At 72.2% G+C, this 19,764-nt stretch carries 15 protein-coding genes and 3 tRNA genes; 10 read left to right on the forward strand and 8 right to left on the reverse strand.

The features are described from left to right. Nucleotides 1-300 precede the first annotated feature (300 nt). The 3 genes from ACZ3J7_RS09475 to ACZ3J7_RS09485 all read right to left on the reverse strand — a co-directional run bounded on the left by ACZ3J7_RS09475 (nt 301) and on the right by ACZ3J7_RS09485 (nt 3,271). Complete coding sequence (locus ACZ3J7_RS09475; RefSeq protein ID WP_465618513.1) at nt 301-1,296, reverse strand: PIN domain-containing protein; 996 nt, start codon at nt 1,294-1,296, stop codon at nt 301-303. A gap of 2 nt (nt 1,297-1,298) precedes the next feature. Further along, a complete protein-coding gene (locus ACZ3J7_RS09480) occupies nt 1,299-2,288 on the reverse strand; it encodes a ParA family protein (RefSeq protein WP_465618515.1) in 990 nt (329 codons plus the stop codon). Nucleotides 2,289-3,049: 761 nt separating this feature from the next. Next, complete coding sequence (locus ACZ3J7_RS09485) at nt 3,050-3,271, reverse strand: hypothetical protein (protein WP_465618517.1); 222 nt, start codon at nt 3,269-3,271, stop codon at nt 3,050-3,052. 105 nt (nt 3,272-3,376) lie between these two features. Here ACZ3J7_RS09485 and ACZ3J7_RS09490 point away from each other — a divergent pair, with 105 nt between their 5' ends. Beyond that, nucleotides 3,377-4,741 carry an FAD-binding oxidoreductase gene (locus ACZ3J7_RS09490; protein WP_465618519.1) on the forward strand — a complete coding sequence of 455 codons (1,365 nt, stop codon included), beginning with the start codon at nt 3,377-3,379 and terminating at the stop codon, nt 4,739-4,741. Nucleotides 4,742-5,259: 518 nt separating this feature from the next. Continuing rightward, the gene (locus tag ACZ3J7_RS09495; protein WP_465618521.1) at nt 5,260-5,592 is read left to right on the forward strand and encodes a hypothetical protein; all 333 of its coding nucleotides are present in this window, start codon (nt 5,260-5,262) and stop codon (nt 5,590-5,592) included. A 210-nt stretch (nt 5,593-5,802) separates the two neighbouring features. On the opposite strand, the gene ACZ3J7_RS09500 is transcribed toward ACZ3J7_RS09495, so the two are convergent. After that, the gene (locus ACZ3J7_RS09500; RefSeq protein WP_465618523.1) at nt 5,803-6,783 is read right to left on the reverse strand and encodes an EamA family transporter; all 981 of its coding nucleotides are present in this window, start codon (nt 6,781-6,783) and stop codon (nt 5,803-5,805) included. Between the two features lie 140 nt (nt 6,784-6,923). On the opposite strand from ACZ3J7_RS09500, the gene ACZ3J7_RS09505 reads away from it, so the two are divergent. From ACZ3J7_RS09505 to ACZ3J7_RS09515, 3 genes are all read left to right on the forward strand, one after another. Then, complete coding sequence (locus ACZ3J7_RS09505; RefSeq protein ID WP_465618525.1) at nt 6,924-8,009, forward strand: DUF1906 domain-containing protein; 1,086 nt, start codon at nt 6,924-6,926, stop codon at nt 8,007-8,009. 263 nt (nt 8,010-8,272) lie between these two features. Next, nucleotides 8,273-9,961, forward strand: a complete 1,689-nt coding sequence (locus tag ACZ3J7_RS09510) for a long-chain fatty acid--CoA ligase (RefSeq protein WP_465618527.1) — start codon at nt 8,273-8,275, stop codon at nt 9,959-9,961. A 121-nt stretch (nt 9,962-10,082) separates the two neighbouring features. Continuing rightward, nucleotides 10,083-10,676: a DUF4396 domain-containing protein gene (locus ACZ3J7_RS09515; RefSeq protein WP_465618529.1), complete on the forward strand. Its 594-nt coding sequence runs from the start codon at nt 10,083-10,085 to the stop codon at nt 10,674-10,676. A gap of 17 nt (nt 10,677-10,693) precedes the next feature. On the opposite strand, the gene ACZ3J7_RS09520 is transcribed toward ACZ3J7_RS09515, so the two are convergent. Further along, entirely contained in the window at nt 10,694-11,425 is a 732-nt protein-coding gene (locus tag ACZ3J7_RS09520; RefSeq protein ID WP_465618531.1) for a PepSY domain-containing protein, read from the reverse strand. A gap of 127 nt (nt 11,426-11,552) precedes the next feature. On the opposite strand from ACZ3J7_RS09520, the gene ACZ3J7_RS09525 reads away from it, so the two are divergent. Then, nucleotides 11,553-12,230 carry a response regulator transcription factor gene (locus ACZ3J7_RS09525; RefSeq protein ID WP_465618533.1) on the forward strand — a complete coding sequence of 226 codons (678 nt, stop codon included), beginning with the start codon at nt 11,553-11,555 and terminating at the stop codon, nt 12,228-12,230. After that, nucleotides 12,223-13,719 (forward strand): HAMP domain-containing sensor histidine kinase, encoded by a 1,497-nt coding sequence (locus ACZ3J7_RS09530; protein ID WP_465618535.1) that lies wholly within the window; start codon nt 12,223-12,225, stop codon nt 13,717-13,719. The genes ACZ3J7_RS09525 and ACZ3J7_RS09530 overlap by 8 nt, the downstream gene beginning before the upstream one ends. 7 nt (nt 13,720-13,726) lie before the next feature. Here ACZ3J7_RS09530 and ACZ3J7_RS09535 read toward each other — a convergent pair whose 3' ends face one another. Further along, a complete protein-coding gene (locus ACZ3J7_RS09535; protein ID WP_465618537.1) occupies nt 13,727-17,062 on the reverse strand; it encodes a PAS domain-containing protein in 3,336 nt (1,111 codons plus the stop codon). Between the two features lie 201 nt (nt 17,063-17,263). Between ACZ3J7_RS09535 and ACZ3J7_RS09540 the strand changes: the two genes are divergently transcribed. The 3 genes from ACZ3J7_RS09540 to ACZ3J7_RS09550 all read left to right on the forward strand — a co-directional run bounded on the left by ACZ3J7_RS09540 (nt 17,264) and on the right by ACZ3J7_RS09550 (nt 17,728). Then, nucleotides 17,264-17,354: transfer RNA gene (locus tag ACZ3J7_RS09540), tRNA-Ser, on the forward strand. A 187-nt stretch (nt 17,355-17,541) separates the two neighbouring features. Continuing rightward, nucleotides 17,542-17,617, forward strand: a tRNA-Arg gene (locus tag ACZ3J7_RS09545). Between the two features lie 35 nt (nt 17,618-17,652). Next, a tRNA-Arg gene (locus tag ACZ3J7_RS09550) sits at nt 17,653-17,728 on the forward strand. Nucleotides 17,729-18,010: 282 nt separating this feature from the next. Here the strand turns inward: ACZ3J7_RS09550 and ACZ3J7_RS09555 are convergent. Together ACZ3J7_RS09555 and ACZ3J7_RS09560 are read right to left on the reverse strand one after the other, a co-directional pair. Beyond that, complete coding sequence (locus ACZ3J7_RS09555; protein ID WP_465618539.1) at nt 18,011-19,210, reverse strand: globin domain-containing protein; 1,200 nt, start codon at nt 19,208-19,210, stop codon at nt 18,011-18,013. A gap of 10 nt (nt 19,211-19,220) precedes the next feature. Then, nucleotides 19,221-19,637: a globin domain-containing protein gene (locus tag ACZ3J7_RS09560; protein ID WP_465618541.1), complete on the reverse strand. Its 417-nt coding sequence runs from the start codon at nt 19,635-19,637 to the stop codon at nt 19,221-19,223. Nucleotides 19,638-19,764: the final 127 nt, after the last annotated feature.

Consider the following 19,764-nt stretch of genomic DNA (forward strand, 5'->3'; position numbering starts at 1 on the left):
GCCTTCGCCCCGCTTCGGCCGCGCCCGGGGAGGAACGGTCCGAGGGTGGCCAACCCCGCCGTGGCTGAGGGCGGGCAGTTTCACGGTTTTACCCATCTGTCGAGCCCGGGGCCCGCACCGAGCAAGATCGGGGGCTACTCGGCCAGATTGCAGGCAGGCGAGGAGCCTGCCCGATTCGCGGGTCAGCTTACGGCCCCGATCATGCTCGGACCCAATCCCGACAGGACACCGGCCAAAACCGCTCCACCGCCCACGTTCTCTGGAAGGCCGGCAGAGGTGCATTTCACGTCTTGCTTTCGCTCAATCTTCCAAGCTCGATCCATCGTCGGATTCATCCCAAGGGCGGTCATAGACGATCGCCCTAATCAAGGTCACATCGAATTCTCGAACTATGCCTGCTTCGTTGCCCAGCTCAAACCAGCCACTGAGGCGACCGGAAACTGATACGCCGATTGTCTCGTGTGCTTCGGGGGCCAATGGCATCAAGAAGTCAGCAGAGAGAAATCCAACGACTATTCCTGTGGCAGAATATGCATTTCTGACCTTGATGTCGGAGAGCAAGGCGGACTCGATGGGGCCGAAGTCTTCCGGGCTCCGGTCGGCAAAGTCTGAAAAGTTCCGCAGATCCCAGTGTGTGGCAACTTGATCAATGGTGGAGATTAGAACATCTTCCGGGAATGAATCGGCGCTAAGGGTGATTTCAGCCTTTGAGCAGAGTGATCCGAGAACGGATTCGAGGCTAGTGTGATAGTAGAAGTCGGCTGCTCGGTCGCCCAGTTCGCTTGCAAGGTCTGGGTGCAGCGAGAGATCACCCTTTCGCTTGGCGAAGTCATCGGTATTGTTTGATGCAAAATGAGTAGCGCCGGACTGAGTCAAGTGGGATCGCTTGACGCACAGCCAAATGGCCGAGTCGCGTGCTCCAGTTCCATCGGACTTCGCTGGCTTTATCCTGAGTGCTTCGCGTTCCAGCGCCTCTACCGCATCCTGGCCATCCAGTTCGAGAACTGTAAAGGAAGACCTTAGTTCCTCCTCCCAGGCCTCTACGAGCGTCTCAACCGGCGGTACATAGTAAGGATCAATTGCGCAGAACTTCGACAGATTTGATAGGGCCTTGTTGTGCTTATCGACGGCTTCCTGTACGTCCCGGCGTCGCGCACTTACCGATTCGGCAAGTACAACACTAGTGATTGCGACTTCAGCTCCGAGCGTCTGCGCAACTCGAAGCAAGGTTGAAATTGTGACACTGCGTACGCGTCCCTGGCGAGGGATGAGATTTGTGTCTAAGGTGATCAACAATTCTACCTACCTGCGATTTCATCGGCTCGCATGGAGATTTCGGTCGCAAGGGAGCCGAATAGATTTACCGCATTTCTGGCCCGCGTATAGTGAGCTCCTCGGGCCTCGCTGCCGCTGAGTTCAAAAACAGCTTTGTGCGTCCGCTGGGCGATTGGAACAAGGCTCGACAAATTTGGAACTTCTCCAATCGAAGCGCTGGAGGACGGAGGCTTCGAGCCAACACGTCCTAGCACTTCTACGATGCCAGACTGGTAGGCCTGGGGCATCCGATCATTCCAGTGCTTATATGCCGCCGCAGGCTGGTCCTTGTACACGGTGAACTGCTGGCTGACATAGCCTAGGGGACTCGGAAGGCCAGCGGGAAGCTCAAAGTCAAACTCAATTCCCCGTGCCTCTGCGGAGCTTTTTGCGATCCTCCATAGCTCGATCCAGTTTGCGACGCTCTTTCCAACACTGGGAAGTGCTGTCAATGAGAACAAGTCGGGGGCCAGAGGCACAACAAAGCCAGTGGAGCCAATGATTACATTTCTATTCAGTGCACCAACATTAGGGCCGAGATCCACCAGGACGTAGTCAGCCGAGATGATTGATGCAACGTCTCGAATGAGACGGTAAAACGCGGTAGTGACTTGGAAGCCGCGGGGCAAGCCAGCAAGTGCCTCGGTCCATCCGGTAGGGGCAAACTCTTCGTAGTCACTGAGTCGGATATCGCCGGGGAGAATCCAGGCAGTATTTCTAATCTGAACGGGATGTGCGGCCTGTAGAGGGCCAGACCCTTCGATTATGGGCCGCAGGCAGGAGTAGATTGTCTTGCCTGTGTTGAACAGGCTCTCGACCTGGCCGATGGGCAGGGCTGCGCTGGTCAGATTGGCCTGGGCGTCGGCATCAATAAATAGAACCCGCTTGGTCTTGGCCAGGGCAATGCCGATGTTGTAGACGAGAGTGGTCTTTCCGACCCCACCTTTGTGATTAAAGAAGGGAATGATCTTCACGTATTCTCCATGGGGCTTGGCTGGAGTCAGTTTAGCGGATTGCGTCGTTGTCTGAATGGGGTTCGATGAAAAAAGTTCCGTTGAAATCCAGCGAGGGTGGATCCGTTGCCGTGTTGATCATCGTTCATTACTAGGATGCTCGGTGGGTGTCGGACTGAGTTGGGCTTGCTAGATAGAACGGGGGTCGAGCCCTAAGGCGGTTTGACTCGTCCGTGCCATCGCGGCGATGCCAGGTCAGGCGGCACGTGGAGCTCCCGCAGGATGGTGTCTGGCCCAAAGTGCAAGACAGAAGAGGTCTGCCTTCAGCAAGGTCTCGCGGTCTTGCACCCTAGGCACGCCAGCCAAGATCTGGACCAGTCGCGGACCTTCGGGGACCGTGTGCGCAGGTCAGTGGCAGTTCCCCCACAGGCTGCGAGAATGCTCGGGCTGCTTCGGGGTAAAGAGGAAGCCGTTGTGGATCTTTCTGGCGGGCGCATGGTTACTTGCCGTGGGCCAGGTGTGGGCCAAGCAGCATCCCGCAGCGCGAGGGATTGCCATAGACCCTGGTCGGACCGGTTAGGGGGTGGAGCCCCGGTCCAGTCTTGAAAACTGTCGTGGCCTCGCGCCACCGTGGGTTCAAATCCCACACCCTCCGCGCAGGCGGATGAAACCGCCAGGTGGGAGCGGGTGCTGACGGGCCGTCGGCACCCGCTCTCGCGTTTCCGGACGCAGAGGCAGACGCACGTGCTCGGTGGCGCTCGCGGGGGGTTCCGGTGCGTGGCTCAGAACAGCGTCGGCGGGACCTCCGGGCCGGGCAGGCCGGGGAGCGCGTCCTGCCACAGCACGGCGTCGGTGAGCGGGAGTTGGCGCATGCTGCCGGTGCACAGGCTGAGTGAGCGGCGGTCGCGCTTGTGGTCGTGGACGATGCCGTAGCCGGCGCGGCGGGTGGGCATGAGGGCGACCGGTCGGTCGCAGTCGGGGCACTGGATCCGGGGTGCGCGCATGGGTCCAGGGTGCCGGAACGGACCGACAGCGGGACAGCGCGCGGCGGGAGGTTGCCGGGGGTGGGGCGGGGGAGGAGAGTGCGGACGAGGCGAGTGGAGGATGCCGTGGGTGAGTTGGTCGAACGGCTGCGCGCGGGGCTGCCGGACGGGGCGGTCGCGGTGGACCCGGACGTGACGGCGGCGTACGCGCGGGACATGGCCGGGTTCTGCGAGGCGGGCGAACCGGCGGTGCTGGTGTTCCCGACGGACGTGGAGCAGGTGCGGTTCGTGCTGCGGACGGCGACCGAGCTGCGGGTCCCGGTCGTTCCGCAGGGCGCCCGGACCGGGCTCTCGGGCGGGGCGAACGCGGTGGACGGCTGCATCCTGCTGTCGCTGACCAGGATGAACCGGATCCTGCGGGTCGACCCGGTCGACCGGATCGCGGTGGTCCAGCCGGGCGTGGTCAACGCCGAACTCTCCCGGGCCGCCGAGGCCGTGGGGCTGTCCTACCCGCCGGACCCGTCCAGCTGGGAGTCCTGCACCATCGGCGGCAACATCGGCACCGGCGCCGGCGGCCTGTGCTGCGTGAAGTACGGCGTGACCGGCGAGTACGTGCTCGGTCTCGACGTGGTGCTGGCGGACGGCCGCCTGCTGCGGACCGGTCGGCGCACCGCGAAGGGCGTCGCCGGCTACGACCTGACCCGGCTGCTGGTCGGCTCGGAGGGCACGCTGGGCGTGGTGGTCGAAGCGGTGCTGGCACTGCGGCCCGCGCCGGGGCCGCAGCTGGTGCTGGCCGCGGAGTTCGACTCGGTGGACGCCGCGGGGGCCGCGGTGTGCGAGGTGATGGCGGCCGGGCACACGCCCTCGCTGATGGAGCTGATGGACGCCACCACCGTCCGCGCGGTGAACGAGCTGGCCCGGATGGGGCTGCCGGAGTCGACCCGGGCGCTGCTGCTGGTCGCCTTCGACGGCCCGGACCAGCGCGAACGGCTGGACGAGGTGGCGTCCCTGTGCACGGCCGCCGGCGCGACCGGCGTGGTCCCGGCGGAGGACCGGGCGGAGTCGGAGCTGCTGCTGCAGGCCCGGCGGCTCTCGCTGCCCGCCCTGGAGCGGCTGGGCACCACGATGATCGACGACGTGGCCGTCCCGCGCAGCGCCCTGGCGGCGATGCTGAACGGCGTCGCGGCCATCGCCGACCGCCACGGCCTCACCATCGGCGTGGTCTCGCACGCGGGCGACGGCAACACCCACCCGGTGGTGATCTTCGACGCCAAGGACGAGGACCAGACCGCCCGGGCCCGGACCTCCTTCGACGAGATCATGGCCCTCGGCCTGGAACTCGGCGGGACGGTCACCGGGGAGCACGGCGTCGGCCTGCTGAAGCGCGAGTGGCTGGCCCGGGAGCTCGGCCCGGTCGGGCTGGAGCTGCAGCGGCAGATCAAGGCGGCGTTCGACCCGCTGGGCATCCTCAACCCGGGCAAGGTGTTCTGACCCCTCCGGCGTCCCGGCGCCGGCGCCTCGAACAGGCGAGGACACTTCCCGACCATCACAAGATGATGGTCGGGAAATTCGCCTGCGATGAAACCGGTCACCCTCAGCCGGCAGCCGGATGGTAGGAGGAATCCGGAGCTTGGCGAAATATCGACTTCGCGCGGTCGTCCCACCTCCCCAGGGCGCGGGCGGGTCGTTCGTGCGCCCCGGGGCTCGTGCGACTCGCCGAGAACCGGCCTCCGTGCGCCCGTCCGGGTGGGGCTCCGACTGCGGCCTTCCGGGGGAAATCCCAGCTGGCGGGCGGTGTGTCTGTCGACGAACCGATCCGCGCGGGATTATGCGCCACTGCTGCCGCGTCACGCTAATGGGGGAAAAGGCTCAGTGGTGCTGGTGCTTTGTCGATTTGTTGCGGAAGTCTGTTCCTCGGCGTCGCAGCCCCCGGAGCACCGTCTGGCCACGGACTCCGGAACACCTTTTGCATCTGGCAATGACCGGTGAGAACCAACGGAGGAAATCCCATGGCGCGCTTCCGCACCACACGCTTGGCCGCGCTGGTCGCGTCCGTCCCGCTCGCGGCGGGCCTGCTGCTGGCCGGGGCGGGTGCCGCGGCGGCCGACAACGGTGCGGCTGCCGACCACGGCTCCAACAGCGGCGTGGTCTCGAACTTCGGCAGCGGCAACATCTTCGGATCGGTCGACGGCAACTACAACGCCACCCAGCAGACGGCGACCGGCGCCGGGGCGTCGAACCAGAACAACACCCTCGGGGTGAAGGACAACGCGGGCATCGTCTACGCGGACCAGTCCAACAGGAACTTCACCTTCGTCTTCGCGCCGGTCTACTCGTACTGACCTGCCGGCGGGAGGTGCGGACGGGACGGCGGGGGCGCCGGACCGGAGGGAGCACGGACCGCCGCGGACACCCGGGAGTGGAAAGGGTCAACCGCCTCGGGGCACAGGGACGGACGACGATCGGAAGAACCCCTCGGGGGCGCGGCCACCGCCACGGCGGACGCCGCGCCCCCGAGGCGTTCCCCGGCGGATAGCAGATATCCGGGCCGCTCAGCGGCGTGCGGTGAGCGTCGCGCCGACGCTCGCGGCGACCACGCAGCAGATGCCCAGCAGCTGCGGCAGACCCAGCACCTGGCCGAGCACCAGCAGGCCGACCAGGGCGCTGACCGCCGGGTCGAGGCTGACGATCACGCTGAACACCCGCTGCGACATCCGGCGCAGCGCGGTCATCTCCAGCGCGTACGGCAGCACCGGGAAGAGCAGGGCGACGCCCGCGACGGCGAGCAGTAGCAGGCCGGGGGAGTCGGAACCGGCCAGGCCGCGCACCGCCTCGGCGGCGCCGAACGGGGCGAGGACGACGGTGCCGATGGTGAACGAGACCGCCAGGCCCTCGAAGCCCTTGAAGGCCGCGCCGACCTTGTGGGTGAACAGGATGTAGCCGGCGTAGCAGGCGGCCGCGCCGAACGCGTAGGCCAGGCCGACCGGGTCGAGGCCGCCGGAGCCGCCCTCGCCGCCGCCCAGCAGGGTGAGCAGGGCGACCCCGCCGGCGGCGAGCAGGGCCCACAGCACGTGTCCGGCGCGGCGGGCGAAGACCAGGGCGACGGCCAGCGGGCCGAGGAACTCGATGGTGGCGGCGGTGCCCATCGGCAGCCGGTCGACGGCGCCCGCGAACAGCAGGGTCATCCCGGCCGAGGCGACGCCGAGCAGCCCGGCCATCGCCAGGTCGCGCGGGCTGCGGCCGCGCAGCCGGGGCCGGGTGAAGGCGAGCAGCACGACGGCGGCGAAGGAGATCCGCAGGAAGGTCGCGCCCGCCACCCCCAGCACGCCGAACAGCGGCTTGGACGCCGCCACGCCGAGCTGCACCGCCAGCATCGACACCAGGCACAGCACCGGCGCGGGTACCCGGCCCAGCCGCCGCCGGACGTCCCGCCCGGCTTGGCGGGCTCGATCAGAGCCGGTGGTGACCTTGGAAACGGAGGTGATGCTCCGGGCTTCGCTTGTGCTTTCAACGGTGAGGGACGCGCCTGACATGTGATCGAGTCTGGCGTAAGGGCTGCAAATGGTCAAAGCCGGTTACCGGTGGGCTGCGTCACGGGGCCGCCCGGGTGACCCGGCGGCACCGGCGGCGTGTCCTGCCGACCGTCCCGGCGGCGCCTCAGTAGTTCTGGAGGGTGCGCTACCTCGGCCCGGCGGCCCTGACGGCCGCGTCACTCGTCCTGCTGCTCGCCACCGACCAGAACGCCGTCGGCATGCTGGCGCCCGGCCAGTCGGCCACCCCCGCCCGAGCCGAGGCCCGGGCCGAAGCTCCGGTCGCGGCGTCCGCCGACGCCCGGCCGCGACCGCAGCAGCTCGCCCCGGAGCTCGCCGCCCAGCACCTGCCCGCCGTGGCGCACCAGGCGGCCCCGCTGACGGCCGCCGCGACGCTCACCGGGGCGCTCGCCGCGACGCCCGCCGGCACGGCCGTCGCCGCCGAGGCGCCGCCCGTCCGGCTGCGCCGCACGCGGCTGGCCGACCCGCTGCGTTCGCGCCGGGACCCGCTGCCGGCCGAGGTGTTCACGGGGGCCGGGTTCGACGCCTGCACCGCGCCGTCGCTGGAGACCCTGCGCGCCTGGTGGGGTACCTCCCCGTACGGCGCGGTCGGGATCTACAGCAGCGGCCGGCAGCGGGCCTGCGCCCAGCCCCGGCTGACCGCCGCCTGGGTGCGCGAGGCGCGGGCGATGGGCTGGCGGCTGATCCCGACGCACGTCGGACGGCAGGCGCCGTGCATGGCGGGGAGCGCGAAGACGCAGCGGATCGACCCGGCGAAGGCGGTGCAGCAGGGCAAGGAGGAGGCGGCCGAGGCGGTGCGCGCGGTGAAGAACCTCGGCCTGCGCACCGGTACCCCGGTCTACCTGGACGTCGAGGCCTACCCGCGCGGCGACTCGGCGTGCAGCCAGGCGGTGATGGACTTCACCGTCGGCTGGACCCAGGCGCTGCACAAGGCCGGTTTCCGCTCGGGCTTCTACTCCTCGACCGACGCCGGGGTGGCCGACCTGGCCGCCGCCGCCCGGGCCGGCAGCGGGCCGCTGCCGGACGCGGTCTGGTACGCCCGCTGGGACGACCGGGCCACCACCACCGACGGCGCGGGCCGGCTCGGCGACGACCTGTGGACCGACCACGCCCGGATCCACCAGCACCACGGCAACGCCCAGGAGGCCTACGGCGGCGCCGCGCTGACCATCGACCGCGACCAGCTGGACGGTCCGGTCGCCCGCTGAGCGGGGAGGAACGCGACGAGGAGAACGGGCGGACGGGCGGCCCCGCCCCCGTTCGGAACCGGCGCGACCGCGTCGCCGTACGAGCGCGCACCCGGGCCACGCCACGCCCCGGACCCGGGTGGACACGCCCCGCGACCTGCGGGCGAGGGGTCGGTCTCATCTCGGTTGCGACTGCTGACAGCGGGGGTGCCGCGGGGAAACAATCGGATGAATCGCTTGCTACCTGCGGGTAGCAACGTGCCGGCCGGTCAAGGAGGACCCGCGTGTACAGCACGATGCAGGACGTTCCGCTCACCGTCGCCCGAATTCTGCAGCACGGGTCCACCGTCCACGGCCGGTCGACCGTCACCACCTGGACCGAGGACGGCCCGGTGGTGCGGACCTTCGCCGAGATCGGCGCCCGCGCCGCGCAGCTCGCCCACGCACTCCGGGACGAACTCGGCGTGACGGACGGGAGTGTCGTGGCGACGTTGATGTGGAACAACACCGAGCACCAGGAGGCGTACCTGGCGATACCGTCGATGGGCGCGGTGCTGCACACCCTGAACCTGCGGCTGCCCGCCCACCAGCTGGTCTACATCGTCAAGCACGCCGCGGACCGGGTGGTCCTCGTCAACGGCTCGGTGCTGCCGCTGCTGGCCGCCGTGCTGCCGCAGCTGGCCGGCACCGTCGAGCACGTCGTGGTGGCCGGGGCGTACGACCCGGCGCTGCTGGCCGGGTTCGGCGGGACGGTGCACGACTACGAGGAACTGCTCGCGGGCCGGCCGACCGACTACCCGTGGCAGACCGACATCGACGAGAAGCAGGCCGCCGCGCTCTGCTACACCTCCGGCACCACCGGCGACCCCAAGGGCGTGGTCTACAGCCACCGCTCGATCTACCTGCACTCGATGCAGATCATCGCCGCCTCCAGCTTCGGCCTGACCGCCCGCGACACCGTGCTGCCGGTCGTCCCGATGTTCCACGTCAACGCCTGGGGCATCCCGCACGCGGCGTTCATGACCGGCGCGAGCCTGCTGATGCCGGACCGCTTCCTGCAGCCCAAGCCGCTCGCCGCGATGATCGACCGGATCAAGCCGACCTTCGGCGCCGCCGTCCCGACCATCTGGACCGGCCTGCTGGACGAGCTGGACGCCGGCGACTACGACACCTCCACCCTGGAGACCGTCGTCATCGGCGGCTCGGCCTGCCCGCCCGCGCTGATGAAGGCCTTCGAGGAGCGGCACGGCATCCGGGTGGTCCACGCCTGGGGCATGACCGAGACCTCCCCGCTGGGCACCGTCGCGCACCCGCCGGCCGGCGTCACCGGCGAGGACGAGTGGGCGTACCGGGTCACCCAGGGCGTCTTCCCGGCCTCCGTGCAGGCCCGGCTGATCGGCCCCGGCGGCGAGGCGGTGCCGCACGACGGCGTCGCCGAGGGCGAGCTGGAGGTGCGCGGGCCGTGGATCGCCTCGGCGTACTTCGGCGGCGCGGGCAACGAGGCCGAGGCCCCCGAGGACAAGTTCAGCCCGGACGGGTGGCTGCGCACCGGTGACGTCGGCACCATCACCGCCGACGGCTACCTGACGCTCACCGACCGCGCCAAGGACGTGATCAAGTCCGGCGGCGAGTGGATCAGCTCGGTCGCGCTGGAGAACCACCTGATGGCGCACCCCGAGGTCGCCGAGGCCGCCGTGGTGGCCGTCCCGGACGAGAAGTGGGGCGAGCGCCCGCTGGCCACCGTCGTGCTGCGCCCCGGCGCCACGGCCGGCCTCCCCGAACTGCGGGCCTTCCTGGCCGGACGGGTCGCCTCCTGGCAGCTGCCGGAGCGCTGGTCGGTGATCGAGTCGGTGCCGAAGACCTCGGTCGGCAAGTTCGACAAGAAGGTGATCCGCGCGGACTACGCGGCCGACCGCCTGGACGTGACGGTGCTCGGCAAGGCGGACGGCGCCGGGACGGCCGAGCGGGGCTGACCCGCGGGCTGCCGGGCGGCCCTCCTCGCGAAGATCCGGAAAACCGGTTCGGAATACCCCAGGGGGGTATAACGTTCCTCGGGGCCGGGGGACCCCGCCGGGTCGGACGAGGAGGGCCGTCATGGAACACAGCGCGCACACCGGGCACGGACAGGAGCACGAGCACCACCACGCGCAGCACGCGCACGCGCAGCACGCCGACCACGCGCACCACCACGGACAGCACGAGCACGAGCACGCACACGCGCAGCACGCCGGTCACGCGCACGCCCACGGCGGCGGCACCAGTTGGCGCACCGCCGCGCAGGCCACGCTGCACTGCCTGACCGGCTGCGCCATCGGCGAGGTGCTGGGTCAGGTGATCGGCGTCGGCCTCGGCCTGCACAACGGCGCGACCGTGGCGCTGTCGGTCGCGCTCGCCTTCGTCTTCGGCTACGCGCTGACCATGCGCGGCGTGCTGAAGGCCGGCCTGTCGTTCCAGGACGCGCTGAAGGTCGCACTGGCCGCCGACACCGTGTCGATCATCGTCATGGAGCTGATCGACAACGGCGTCATGGTGGCCGTCCCGGGGGCGATGGACGCGGGGCTCGGCCAGCTCCTGTTCTGGGTGTCGCTGGCCGGTTCGCTGGTGCTGGCCTTCCTGGTGACCGTCCCGGTCAACCGCTGGCTGATCGGCCGCGGCCGGGGCCACGCGGTGGTGCACGCCTACCACTGACCCCGGTGCGGACCGGCTCAGCGCCCGCCGGTGACGCTGTTGCCGGTGACCGACCCGTCGGTGCCGTCCACGGTCACCAGGTGGCGGACGCCGTCCGCGCCCAGCACCTCCACCGACCAGGAGCTGCCGCCGCCCTCGCGGGGGACCACCGCGAGGGCGGCGACCCTTCCGTTCGGGACGGCCGCGGCGGCCTTGGCCAGCGCCTGGTCGGCGGGGACGGCGGGCAGCGCGGCGGGGGCCGGCCGCCCGGCGGCGACGCCGCCCTCGAAGCCCGGGACCCCGGGCAGCGGGACCTTGCCGCCGGGCAGGACCCGGACCGAACCGTCCTCGCCGCGGAACACCGGCTTCCCGAGCCCGCCCGGCAGCTCGGGGACGTCCGGGGCGCCGGGGACGAGCACCGGCCCCCTCCCTCCGGCGAAGTGCCGGTCGAACACGGTCACCCCGCGCTCGTGGTGGCGCTCCAGCGCGACCCCGGTACCGACGGCCACCGCACCCAGCACCACCACCACGGCGGCACCGAGCACCCAGCGGAGCCCGCGCCGGGCCGGCAGCCGCAGCGCCCGCCGCGACGCCCGCGCGGCCGACGCCTCCTCGACCGACGGCTCCTCGACCGACGGCCCCGGTCCCGGCCCCGGACCGGTCCCGGCCCCCGTCTCCGGTGCGGCCGGCTTGGTCAGCTCGACCGGCTCGACCGGCCCGGAACCCGACGACCCCGACGACCCCGACGGCTGCGACTGCGGTTCGGACATGTGCGTACGACCCCCTCGTGGGAAACGGCCGGGCGACCCGGCCGGGCGCCCAGCATGCCGCCGCCCGCCTGAAGCCAGGCTGAAGCCGCCGTGTCCGTCCCGCCGGGCGCCTGCGACGCTGTCCCCCATGCGCGTACTGGTGGTGGAGGACGAACGGCGGCTCGCCGCCACGCTGCAGCGCGGGCTGCGGGCCGAGGGCTTCGCCGTCGACCTGGCCCACGACGGCGAGGAGGGGCTGTGGCTGGCCACCGAGCACGACTACGACGTGATCGTGCTCGACATCATGCTGCCCCGGCTGAACGGCTACCGGGTCTGCTCCCGGCTGCGCGCGGCCGGTGACGACACCCCGATCCTGATGCTGACCGCGAAGGACGGCGAACTCGACGAGGCCGAGGCCCTGGACACCGGCGCCGACGACTTCCTCTCCAAGCCGTTCTCGTACGTGGTGCTGGTGGCCCGGCTGCGCGCCCTGGTCCGTCGCACCGGGCGCCGACTGCCGCAGACCCTGGAGTTCGGCGACCTGGCGATCGACCCGGCCCGCCGGACGTGCACCCGGGCGGGCGTCGACGTGCGGCTGACCACCCGGGAGTTCGCGGTGCTGGAGTGCCTGGCCCGGGCCGCCGGCGGGGTGGTGTCCAAGCGGGAGATCCTGGAGAGCGTCTGGGACTCCGCGTTCGACGGCGACCCCAACATCGTCGAGGTGCACGTCAGCGCCCTGCGCCGGAAGATCGACACCCCGTTCGGCCGCACCGCGGTCGGCACGGTGCGCGGCGCCGGCTACCGGCTGGCGGTGGACGGTGGCTGACCGCACGGCGGTCGGCCCGTCGCGCCTCGGCGCGCTGCGCCGTCGGCTGGGCCGCGGGCTGGGCCGGCTGCGCCCGCGCTCGGTGCGGGCCCGGGCGACGTTCGCCGCCACCGCCGTGGTGGCGCTCGCGCTGGGCGGGACGGCGCTGGCGCTGCTCGGCGTGCTGCAGGCCAACCTGACCCGGGACGTCCGGGAGAACGCCACCCGGCAGGTCGACAAGGTGGCCGCGCTGGCGGCGCGCGAGCACCTGCCGCCGGTCATCGCGTGGCCCGGCGGCAGCTCGATCCAGGTCTTCGACGCGGAGGGGCGGCTGATCTCGGCGACCATCGACGTGGCGCCCCACCCCGTCCCGCCGGTCCCCCTCCCGCCGGACCCCGACGGACCCGACGCGCCCGGCGCGCGGGCCCCGTACGGGCTGCGGCCCCCGCGCCCGGAGGCCGGCCCGGAGGAGGTTCAGCCGGCCGACCGGGACCGGCAGCGGGTGGTGTCGGCGACCGTCACCGGCCGGGACGGGAAGGTCACCATCTACGCGTCGGCCTCGCTCGGACAGGTGGACACCGCCGGGCAGACCGCCGCCGCCGCACTCGCGGTCGGACTGCCGCTGCTGGTGGCGCTGGTGGCGCTGGTGACCTGGCGGGTCACCGGCCGGGCGCTGGGCCCGGTGGAGGCGATCCGCTCGGAGGTCGCCGAGATCACCGGCCACGACCTGCACCGCCGGGTGCCGGTGCCGCCCACCGGCGACGAGGTCTCCCGGCTGGCGGTCACGGTCAACTCCACCCTGGACCGGCTGGAGGACGCCGGGCAGCGCCAGCGCCGCTTCATCGCCGACGCCTCGCACGAACTGCGCAGCCCCATCGCCGTGTTGCGCACCCAGCTGGAGGTCGCGCTGGCCCACCCCGACCCCGACCTCTGGCCCGAACTGCTCGCCGGCGCCCTGCAGGACACCGTCCGCCTGCAGGACCTCGCCGCCGACCTGCTGCTGCTCGCCCGGCTGGACGCCGCCGACCCGGTCGCCACCCGGCTCCTCGACCTGGACGTGCTGGTGGCCGACGTGCTGGACGCCCGGGCCGCCGACCGGGTCCCGGTCACGGCCGAACTCGCCGACGGCGTAAGGGTGTCGGGCAACCGCACCTGGCTGACCCGGCTGCTCACCAACCTGGTCGACAACGCCCAGCGCTACGCGGAGGGCCGGGTCGAGGTCCGGCTGACCGCGGAGGGGGACGAGGCGGTGCTGGAGGTGCGCGACGACGGGCCGGGCATCCCGGAGCCGGACCGGGAGCGGGTGTTCGAGCGGTTCACCCGGCTCGACGACGCCCGCAGCCGCGAACTCGGCGGCGCCGGACTGGGGTTGGCCATCGCCCGGGACCTCGCCGAACACCACGGCGGCACCCTGTCCGTCGCCGGGGACTCCGAGGGCGCCGAACGCCCTTGCGGTGCAAGGCTGGTGGCCCGCCTCCCACTGGCCGGGCCACCCGTGCGCGGAAGTTGACGCCGCGTCAGAACGAAGCGCCGCTGCCGGCCGTCACGGCCTGGCCCAACGCGCCGACCCGGGCGAGCAGTTCGACGATCCGACCCTGCACGTCCTCGGTGGTGGAGCGCTCGGCCAGGAAGAGCACGTTCTCGCCGGTGCGCAGCCCGGCCCGGGCCTGCGGGTCCAGGTCGGCCGAGGTGTAGACGACCAGCGGGGTGCGGTGCAGCCGGTCGTTGGCGCGCAGCCAGTCGAGCAGCCCGAGGTGCTGCCGCTCGATCCGCTGCAGGTCCAGCACCACCAGGTTCGGCTGGATGCTGCTGGCCCGGGCCACCGCCTCGTTCTCGTCGGAGGCGTGCTCGACGTGCATGCCGCGCCGCTCCAGGCTGGCCACCAGCGCGGCCGCGACCTCCGGGTCGGACTCGACCAGCAGCACCCGGGCGGCGTGGTTCTCGCCGTCCCGGGGCGCGAGCGCCCGCAGCAGCACCGCCGGGTCGGCGCCGTACGCGGCGTCCCGGGTGGCCTGGCCGAGACCGGCGGCCAGCAGCACCGGGATCCGCCCGGCCAGCGCCGCGGTGCGCAGCGACTGCAGCGCGGTGCGGGTGATCGGACCGGTCAGCGGGTCGACGAACAGCGCGGCGGGGGTCCGCCCCACCTGCGCGTCCACCTCCTCGCGGGAGGCGACCACGACCGGGTCGAAGCCGCGGGCCTCCAGCGCGCCCCGGGTGGACGGGTCGGGCTCGGGCCACACCAGCAGCGGGCGCGGGCCGTCCTGCGGGTGGTCCTTGGCGGGGGCGAGCTCGGCCATCGGCCGGGGCGGGGTGCGCCCCTCGACCTGGCCGTTCCCGGCGGCCGGGGCGCCGGACAGCGCCAGGGCCGAACCGGCGGCGGTGCCCTCGCCGGTGCCGCCCAGGCGCTGCCCGTTCAGCAGCGCGGGGTCGACGGCGGCGGGGGTGCTCCCGGCGGCGGGCAGCGCGTTCGCGTGCGCGGGCGGCTGGCCGGGGGCCGGGGGAGCGGGGAACGCGCCGGGGAAGGCGGTCTGGAAGCCGCCCAGCGGGCGCGGCGGCAGCAGCTCGCCCAGCCCGCTGCCGACCGGCCGGGGCCGCTCGTCCTCGGCGGGCGCGTCCGCCGGGGGCAGCGCGGGCACGGCCGGGCGGGCGACCTCCAGCGCGCCGCCGGACGGCGCCGCGGGCGGCTCGGCGGGCTGCGGCGGGGCGGCCGGCGGCTCGGGCGCGACGGGCGTCGCCCCGGGGGCGGCGGCGGGGACGGGCGGCAGGACCGCCGTGACCTCCTCCGCGCTCTCGGTGGCGTCGGCGGGCAGCGCGAGCCGCCGCCGGCGCCCGGTGGGCTGGGCGGTCGGGGTGACCGGCTCCGGCGTCGAGGTCGCCAGCGCGTTCTCCAGGCCGGGGTAGACCGGCGTCCCGGGGTCGGGCACGCCGGGGATGTGCAGCGCCCCCGAGCTGTCCCCGGCGGCCGGACCGGCGGCGGACCGGCGGGCCCGGCGGCCGGAGCGGCCCGCGCCCTCGGTGCCGTCGGCGCCCTCGCCGAGGGCGAGGCCGGTGCCGGAGGTGTCGTCGGCGGCCGGTCCGGCGCCGAGCGCGATCGGCCCGCGCGGGGCCTGCCCGTCCTGCGCGGCGTCCCGGTCCCCGGCGGCCCGGGCCCGGCGCCGGCCGGAGCCCTGGGTGTCGTCGGCGCGCGCCTCGGCCGCCCGCGCCCCCGCCGCGGGCTCGGCCGCGGCGGGCCGCAGCTCGGGCGGGACGTCCTGGCCCGGCAGGTCCGGGATCATCGCGGTGTCGGAGTCCTTGGGGACGTGCTGCTGCTTGTCCGGCCCGCCGGCCGCGTCGCCGTCGGGGTCGAGCGGCAGTTCCACCACGTAGGTGGCGCCGGCCCCGTCGGGCAGGTCGTGCCGCTGCAGCACGCCGCCGTGCCGCAGCACGGCGGCCCGGGCGATCGGCAGGTGCACGGCGCTGGAGGTGCGGGCGGGGCCGCGCACCTCCACCCGGGCGACGTCGCCGCGCCGGGCGGCGGCCAGCACCACCATGGGCGGCTGCTCGCCGGCCGGCGCGGGCCCGGCGAACGGCACCCCGGCGGGGGCCGGCTCGCCCTCGGCCCGGGCGGGCTCGGGGACGGGCGTGACCCCGCTGACGTCGGCGACCAGGTGGGCGAGGGCCCGGGCGAGGCGCTCGCGGTCGGCGAGCACCTTCACGGCGCCGGCGTGCACCGAGTAGCGGACCCGGCCGGGCCCGACCAGTTCCCCGGCGCGGTCGACGGCGAGCTGCACGACCTCGTCCAGGCCGATCCGCTCGCGCTCCAGCGCGGCCTTGCCGCGGTCGGCGTCGGCCTCGAAGCGCTGGTGCTCCAGCACGCCGTCGATCAGCTTCCCGAACCGGCGGCACTCGTCGGCGAGCCGGCGCAGCGTCCAGTTGGCCTCGGGCCAGAGCTGCCCGGCGGGGTCGGCGGCGAGCGCGTCGATCCGGCCGTGCAGCGCGGTGAGGGCGCCGCCGAGCTCGGACTCCAGGACGGCGGTGAGGTGCTCGTTGCGGGCGGCGAGGGCGAGCTCGCGGGTGCGGTCGGTGAAGGTCATCACGGCGCCGACCAGCTGTTCGCCGTCCCGGACGGGGGCGGTGGTCAGGTCGACGGTGACGGGCCGGCCGTCCTTGCGCCACAGCACGGTGTTGCGGATCCGGTGCTTGCGGCCGGAGTGCAGGGTGTCCACCAGCGCGGAGCTCTCGGCGGCCAGCGGGCTGCCGTCGGGCTGCGAGTGCTGGATCAGCGGGTGCAGCTCGCGGCCGCCGAGCTCGCTGGCCCGGAAGTCCAGGATGTGCGCGGCGGCCGGGTTGACCAGCACCACGCGCCCTTCCAGGTCCACGCCGAGGACGCCCTCGGCGGCGGCCCGCAGGATCATCTCGGTCTGCTTGTGCTGGCGCCGCAGTTCGGACTCCACCCCGAGCCGCGCCGACATGTCGCGGACCAGGAGCAGGAGCAGGTCCTGGTCGCTGGTCGCGAAGGACAGGAAGCCGTGGGCCTCCCCGCCGCCCTCGTCGGTGAAGTCGTTGCCGGACACCTCGACGGTGAAGGCGGTGCCGTCGGTGCGGCGGGCGGTCATCCGGACCGGTCGGTCAAGGCTCTCGGTCTCGCTCGCGGGGGGCCGCATGGAACCCGGGATCCGACTGGGGTCGAACTCCGGCAGCAGGTCCAGCACGCCCATTCCGACCAGCGAGGTGCCGGGTGCCTGCAGGCTCTCCACGGCGGCCTTGTTGACGTCGACCACGGTGCCGTTGCTGTTCACCAGCAGCAGCGGGTCGGGCAGTGCATCGAGTATCGCGGCGAGGCGAGCAGCGCCTCGGGTCGGCCTGCTGCTCACGTCGACAGGTCTCCTCACGGCTTCGGGCCGCCGCTGCCACGGGCGGCTCTGGCTCTCCTCGGAGACGGAAGTATCTCATTCTTCTTTGCGCCGTGGTCGACCCGGCCAGTATCGTTGTGGTGGTTGGTGCCGGGGCCGTCGGCTGTGGCATCATCGCAGTCGCACGGAACGCGCCGGAGTGCCGGTAGCGGTCCGGGTGTTGGAGGCGTCGCCTAGTCCGGTCTATGGCGCCGCACTGCTAATGCGGTTTGGGTTTTACCGCCCATCGAGGGTTCAAATCCCTCCGCCTCCGCTCACCGGGAGCCCCGTCGGTCACTGACCGGCGGGGCTCCTGCGTTTCCGGTCGGAGCCGGCTCGCGCCGGTACGGGGACGGGGTGGGGACGGGCCCGGCGGGGCCGGTGGCAATCGATTTCGCCCCAGGTCGACGGTCATGTAATGTTGTCCCCGCACCGCCCAGGAGGCCAGTCCGCCGGGGCGAGCGCTCATAGCTCAACGGATAGAGCACTTGACTACGGATCAAGAGGTTGCAGGTTCGAATCCTGCTGAGCGCACCACATCTCCGCTCGCGGTTCCGCAAGGGGCCGTCCGAGCGCTCATAGCTCAACGGATAGAGCACTTGACTACGGATCAAGAGGTTGCAGGTTCGAATCCTGCTGAGCGCACCAGCCGAAGGCCCCGGGTACCCACTCGGGGCCTTCGCCGTTCCCCGGCCCGTTTCGGCCTCCGCTTTGCTACGCAGAGTGACGCTCGGCCCACTCTTCGGCTGGCTGATGCATCAGATGGGACCTGGCGATGCCCCCGCCCATACCTGCGGCGGTGTCGGCGGCCCGGCCGGGCATCTGCTGACCGCCTGTCACCTGCCGCCCGTTCCGGGTCCGCTCGCTCCGGCGGGCGTCGCCGGTCCTGCCGCCCCCCGTTGTGGTGGTCGGGGGGCGGCAGGACCGGCGTCAGCCGAGTTCGGTCCGGTTGATCCAGGGCACGTCGCGTTCTTCGAGGAACCACTCCGCGGGGGTGAGCGGGCGGCTGCGGTTGAAGGTGGGCGTGGCCGGGTCGTGCCGGATGTGCGCGGATTCGGCTCCCTGGGCCAGGAGTTGGGCGCCGATGCCGGGGACGAGGTCGGGTGGCCCGGACAGGTGGATGTCGTGGCCGGAGCAGTCCCCGTACTCGTGCAGGCCCTCGCGCAGCAGCCGGACGCCCTCGGCGCGGGAGGCGCCGCGTTCGGGTGCGGCGAGCACGGCGTGCAGCCAGGCGTGTTCCCTGACCATGGCGTGCACGGCCTCCAGGTCGTACAGGTCCTCGTCCCCGCGGGCGGCGACGAAGACCGTGGCGGGCCGTCCGCCGTCCTGGGCGAGTTGTTCCAGCAGGGCCTTGACCGGGGCCCAGCCGGTGCCGGCGGCGACCATCAGCAGCGGACGGTCGGAGTCGGGGGCGAGCACGGCCTCGCCGAGCGGCGGGCCGAGCCGGACGGTTTCGCCGAGCCGGACGTCGTTGACCAGCGCGGTGGACAGCAGCCCGTCGGGGACCCGGCGGACGTGCAGTTCCAGGGTGTTGTCGGCGCGGGGGGCGCACGCGACGGAGTAGGGCCGCCAGACCTGGGGGCGGCGGTCGGAGCAGGCGGTCAGGTACTGGCCCGCGGTGTAGGGGTACGGCCGGTCGGGCCGCAGGGTGAGCACCGCGAGGTCGGGGGTGGCGCGGCGGCGGTCGACGACCTCGGCGTTCCACCAGCGCGGGACGGAGTCGGGGACGGCGGCGGCCGCGTCGATCATGGCCTGCGAGATGACGGTGAAGGCCTCGATCCAGGCCTTCTCGATCTCCGGCGTCCAGGAGTGGCCGGAGAAGTGCTTGAGCGCGGCGATCAGGCTGGCGCCGACGGCGGGGTAGTGCTCGGGCGCGGCCTGGAACTTCCGGTGGTCGCGCCCGAGTGCCGCCAGGTAGCCGGTGAGCTTCTCGGGTTCCTCCAGCCGCGTCACGAGTTGGGTGAGCGCGGCGAAGAGGCGGTCGCGCTGTTCGGCGAGCCTGGCCGGGAAGAGCTCTTCGACACCGGGGTTGTTGGTGAACAGGTGGGCGTAGAAGAACTTGGTCAGCTGATCGGCGCGGCGCTCGACGACGGCGAAGCTGGCGCGGATGACCGCGGGGTCGAAGGGCACCGGGGGGCTCTCAGCCCGCGGCTTCTTCGGTCAGCGCCGCGCTCATGACCTCGGTGATCACGCCGTAGAGCGCCGTCCAGGACGCCTCGATCTCCGGTGTCCAGGCGTCGCCGGCGAAGTGCGCGAGGGAGGCGAGCAGGCTGGCCCCGACGGCCGGGAAGTGCTCGGGGAGGGCGCCGTAGCCGGCGTGCCGGCGGCCCAGGCCCTGGAGCACGTTGACCACGGTGTCGGTGTCGTCGAGCTTGTTGACCAGGGTGCCGAGGGCGGCCCAGAGGCGGTCCTGCTGCTCGTTCATGTGCTCGGCGAAGAGCTTGCGCACGTCCGGGTTGTGCTCGAACAGGTGCGTGTAGAAGTAGGCGGTGACCTCGCTGCCGTGGGGCTCGACGGCGGCGAAGCTGCTCTTGATGAGTGTGGGATCGATCGTCACGCCCGCCGACTCTACTGATAAACCCATCAATTCGAACAGGGCAGATTGACAGGAAGTCAACAACTGGGCGGTAGCGCCCGATTGATGCCTGTTCGCGGGAGTTGACGGTGAGTCGGACGGGTATCCC

The organism is Kitasatospora sp. NPDC015121, from assembly GCF_055562955.1.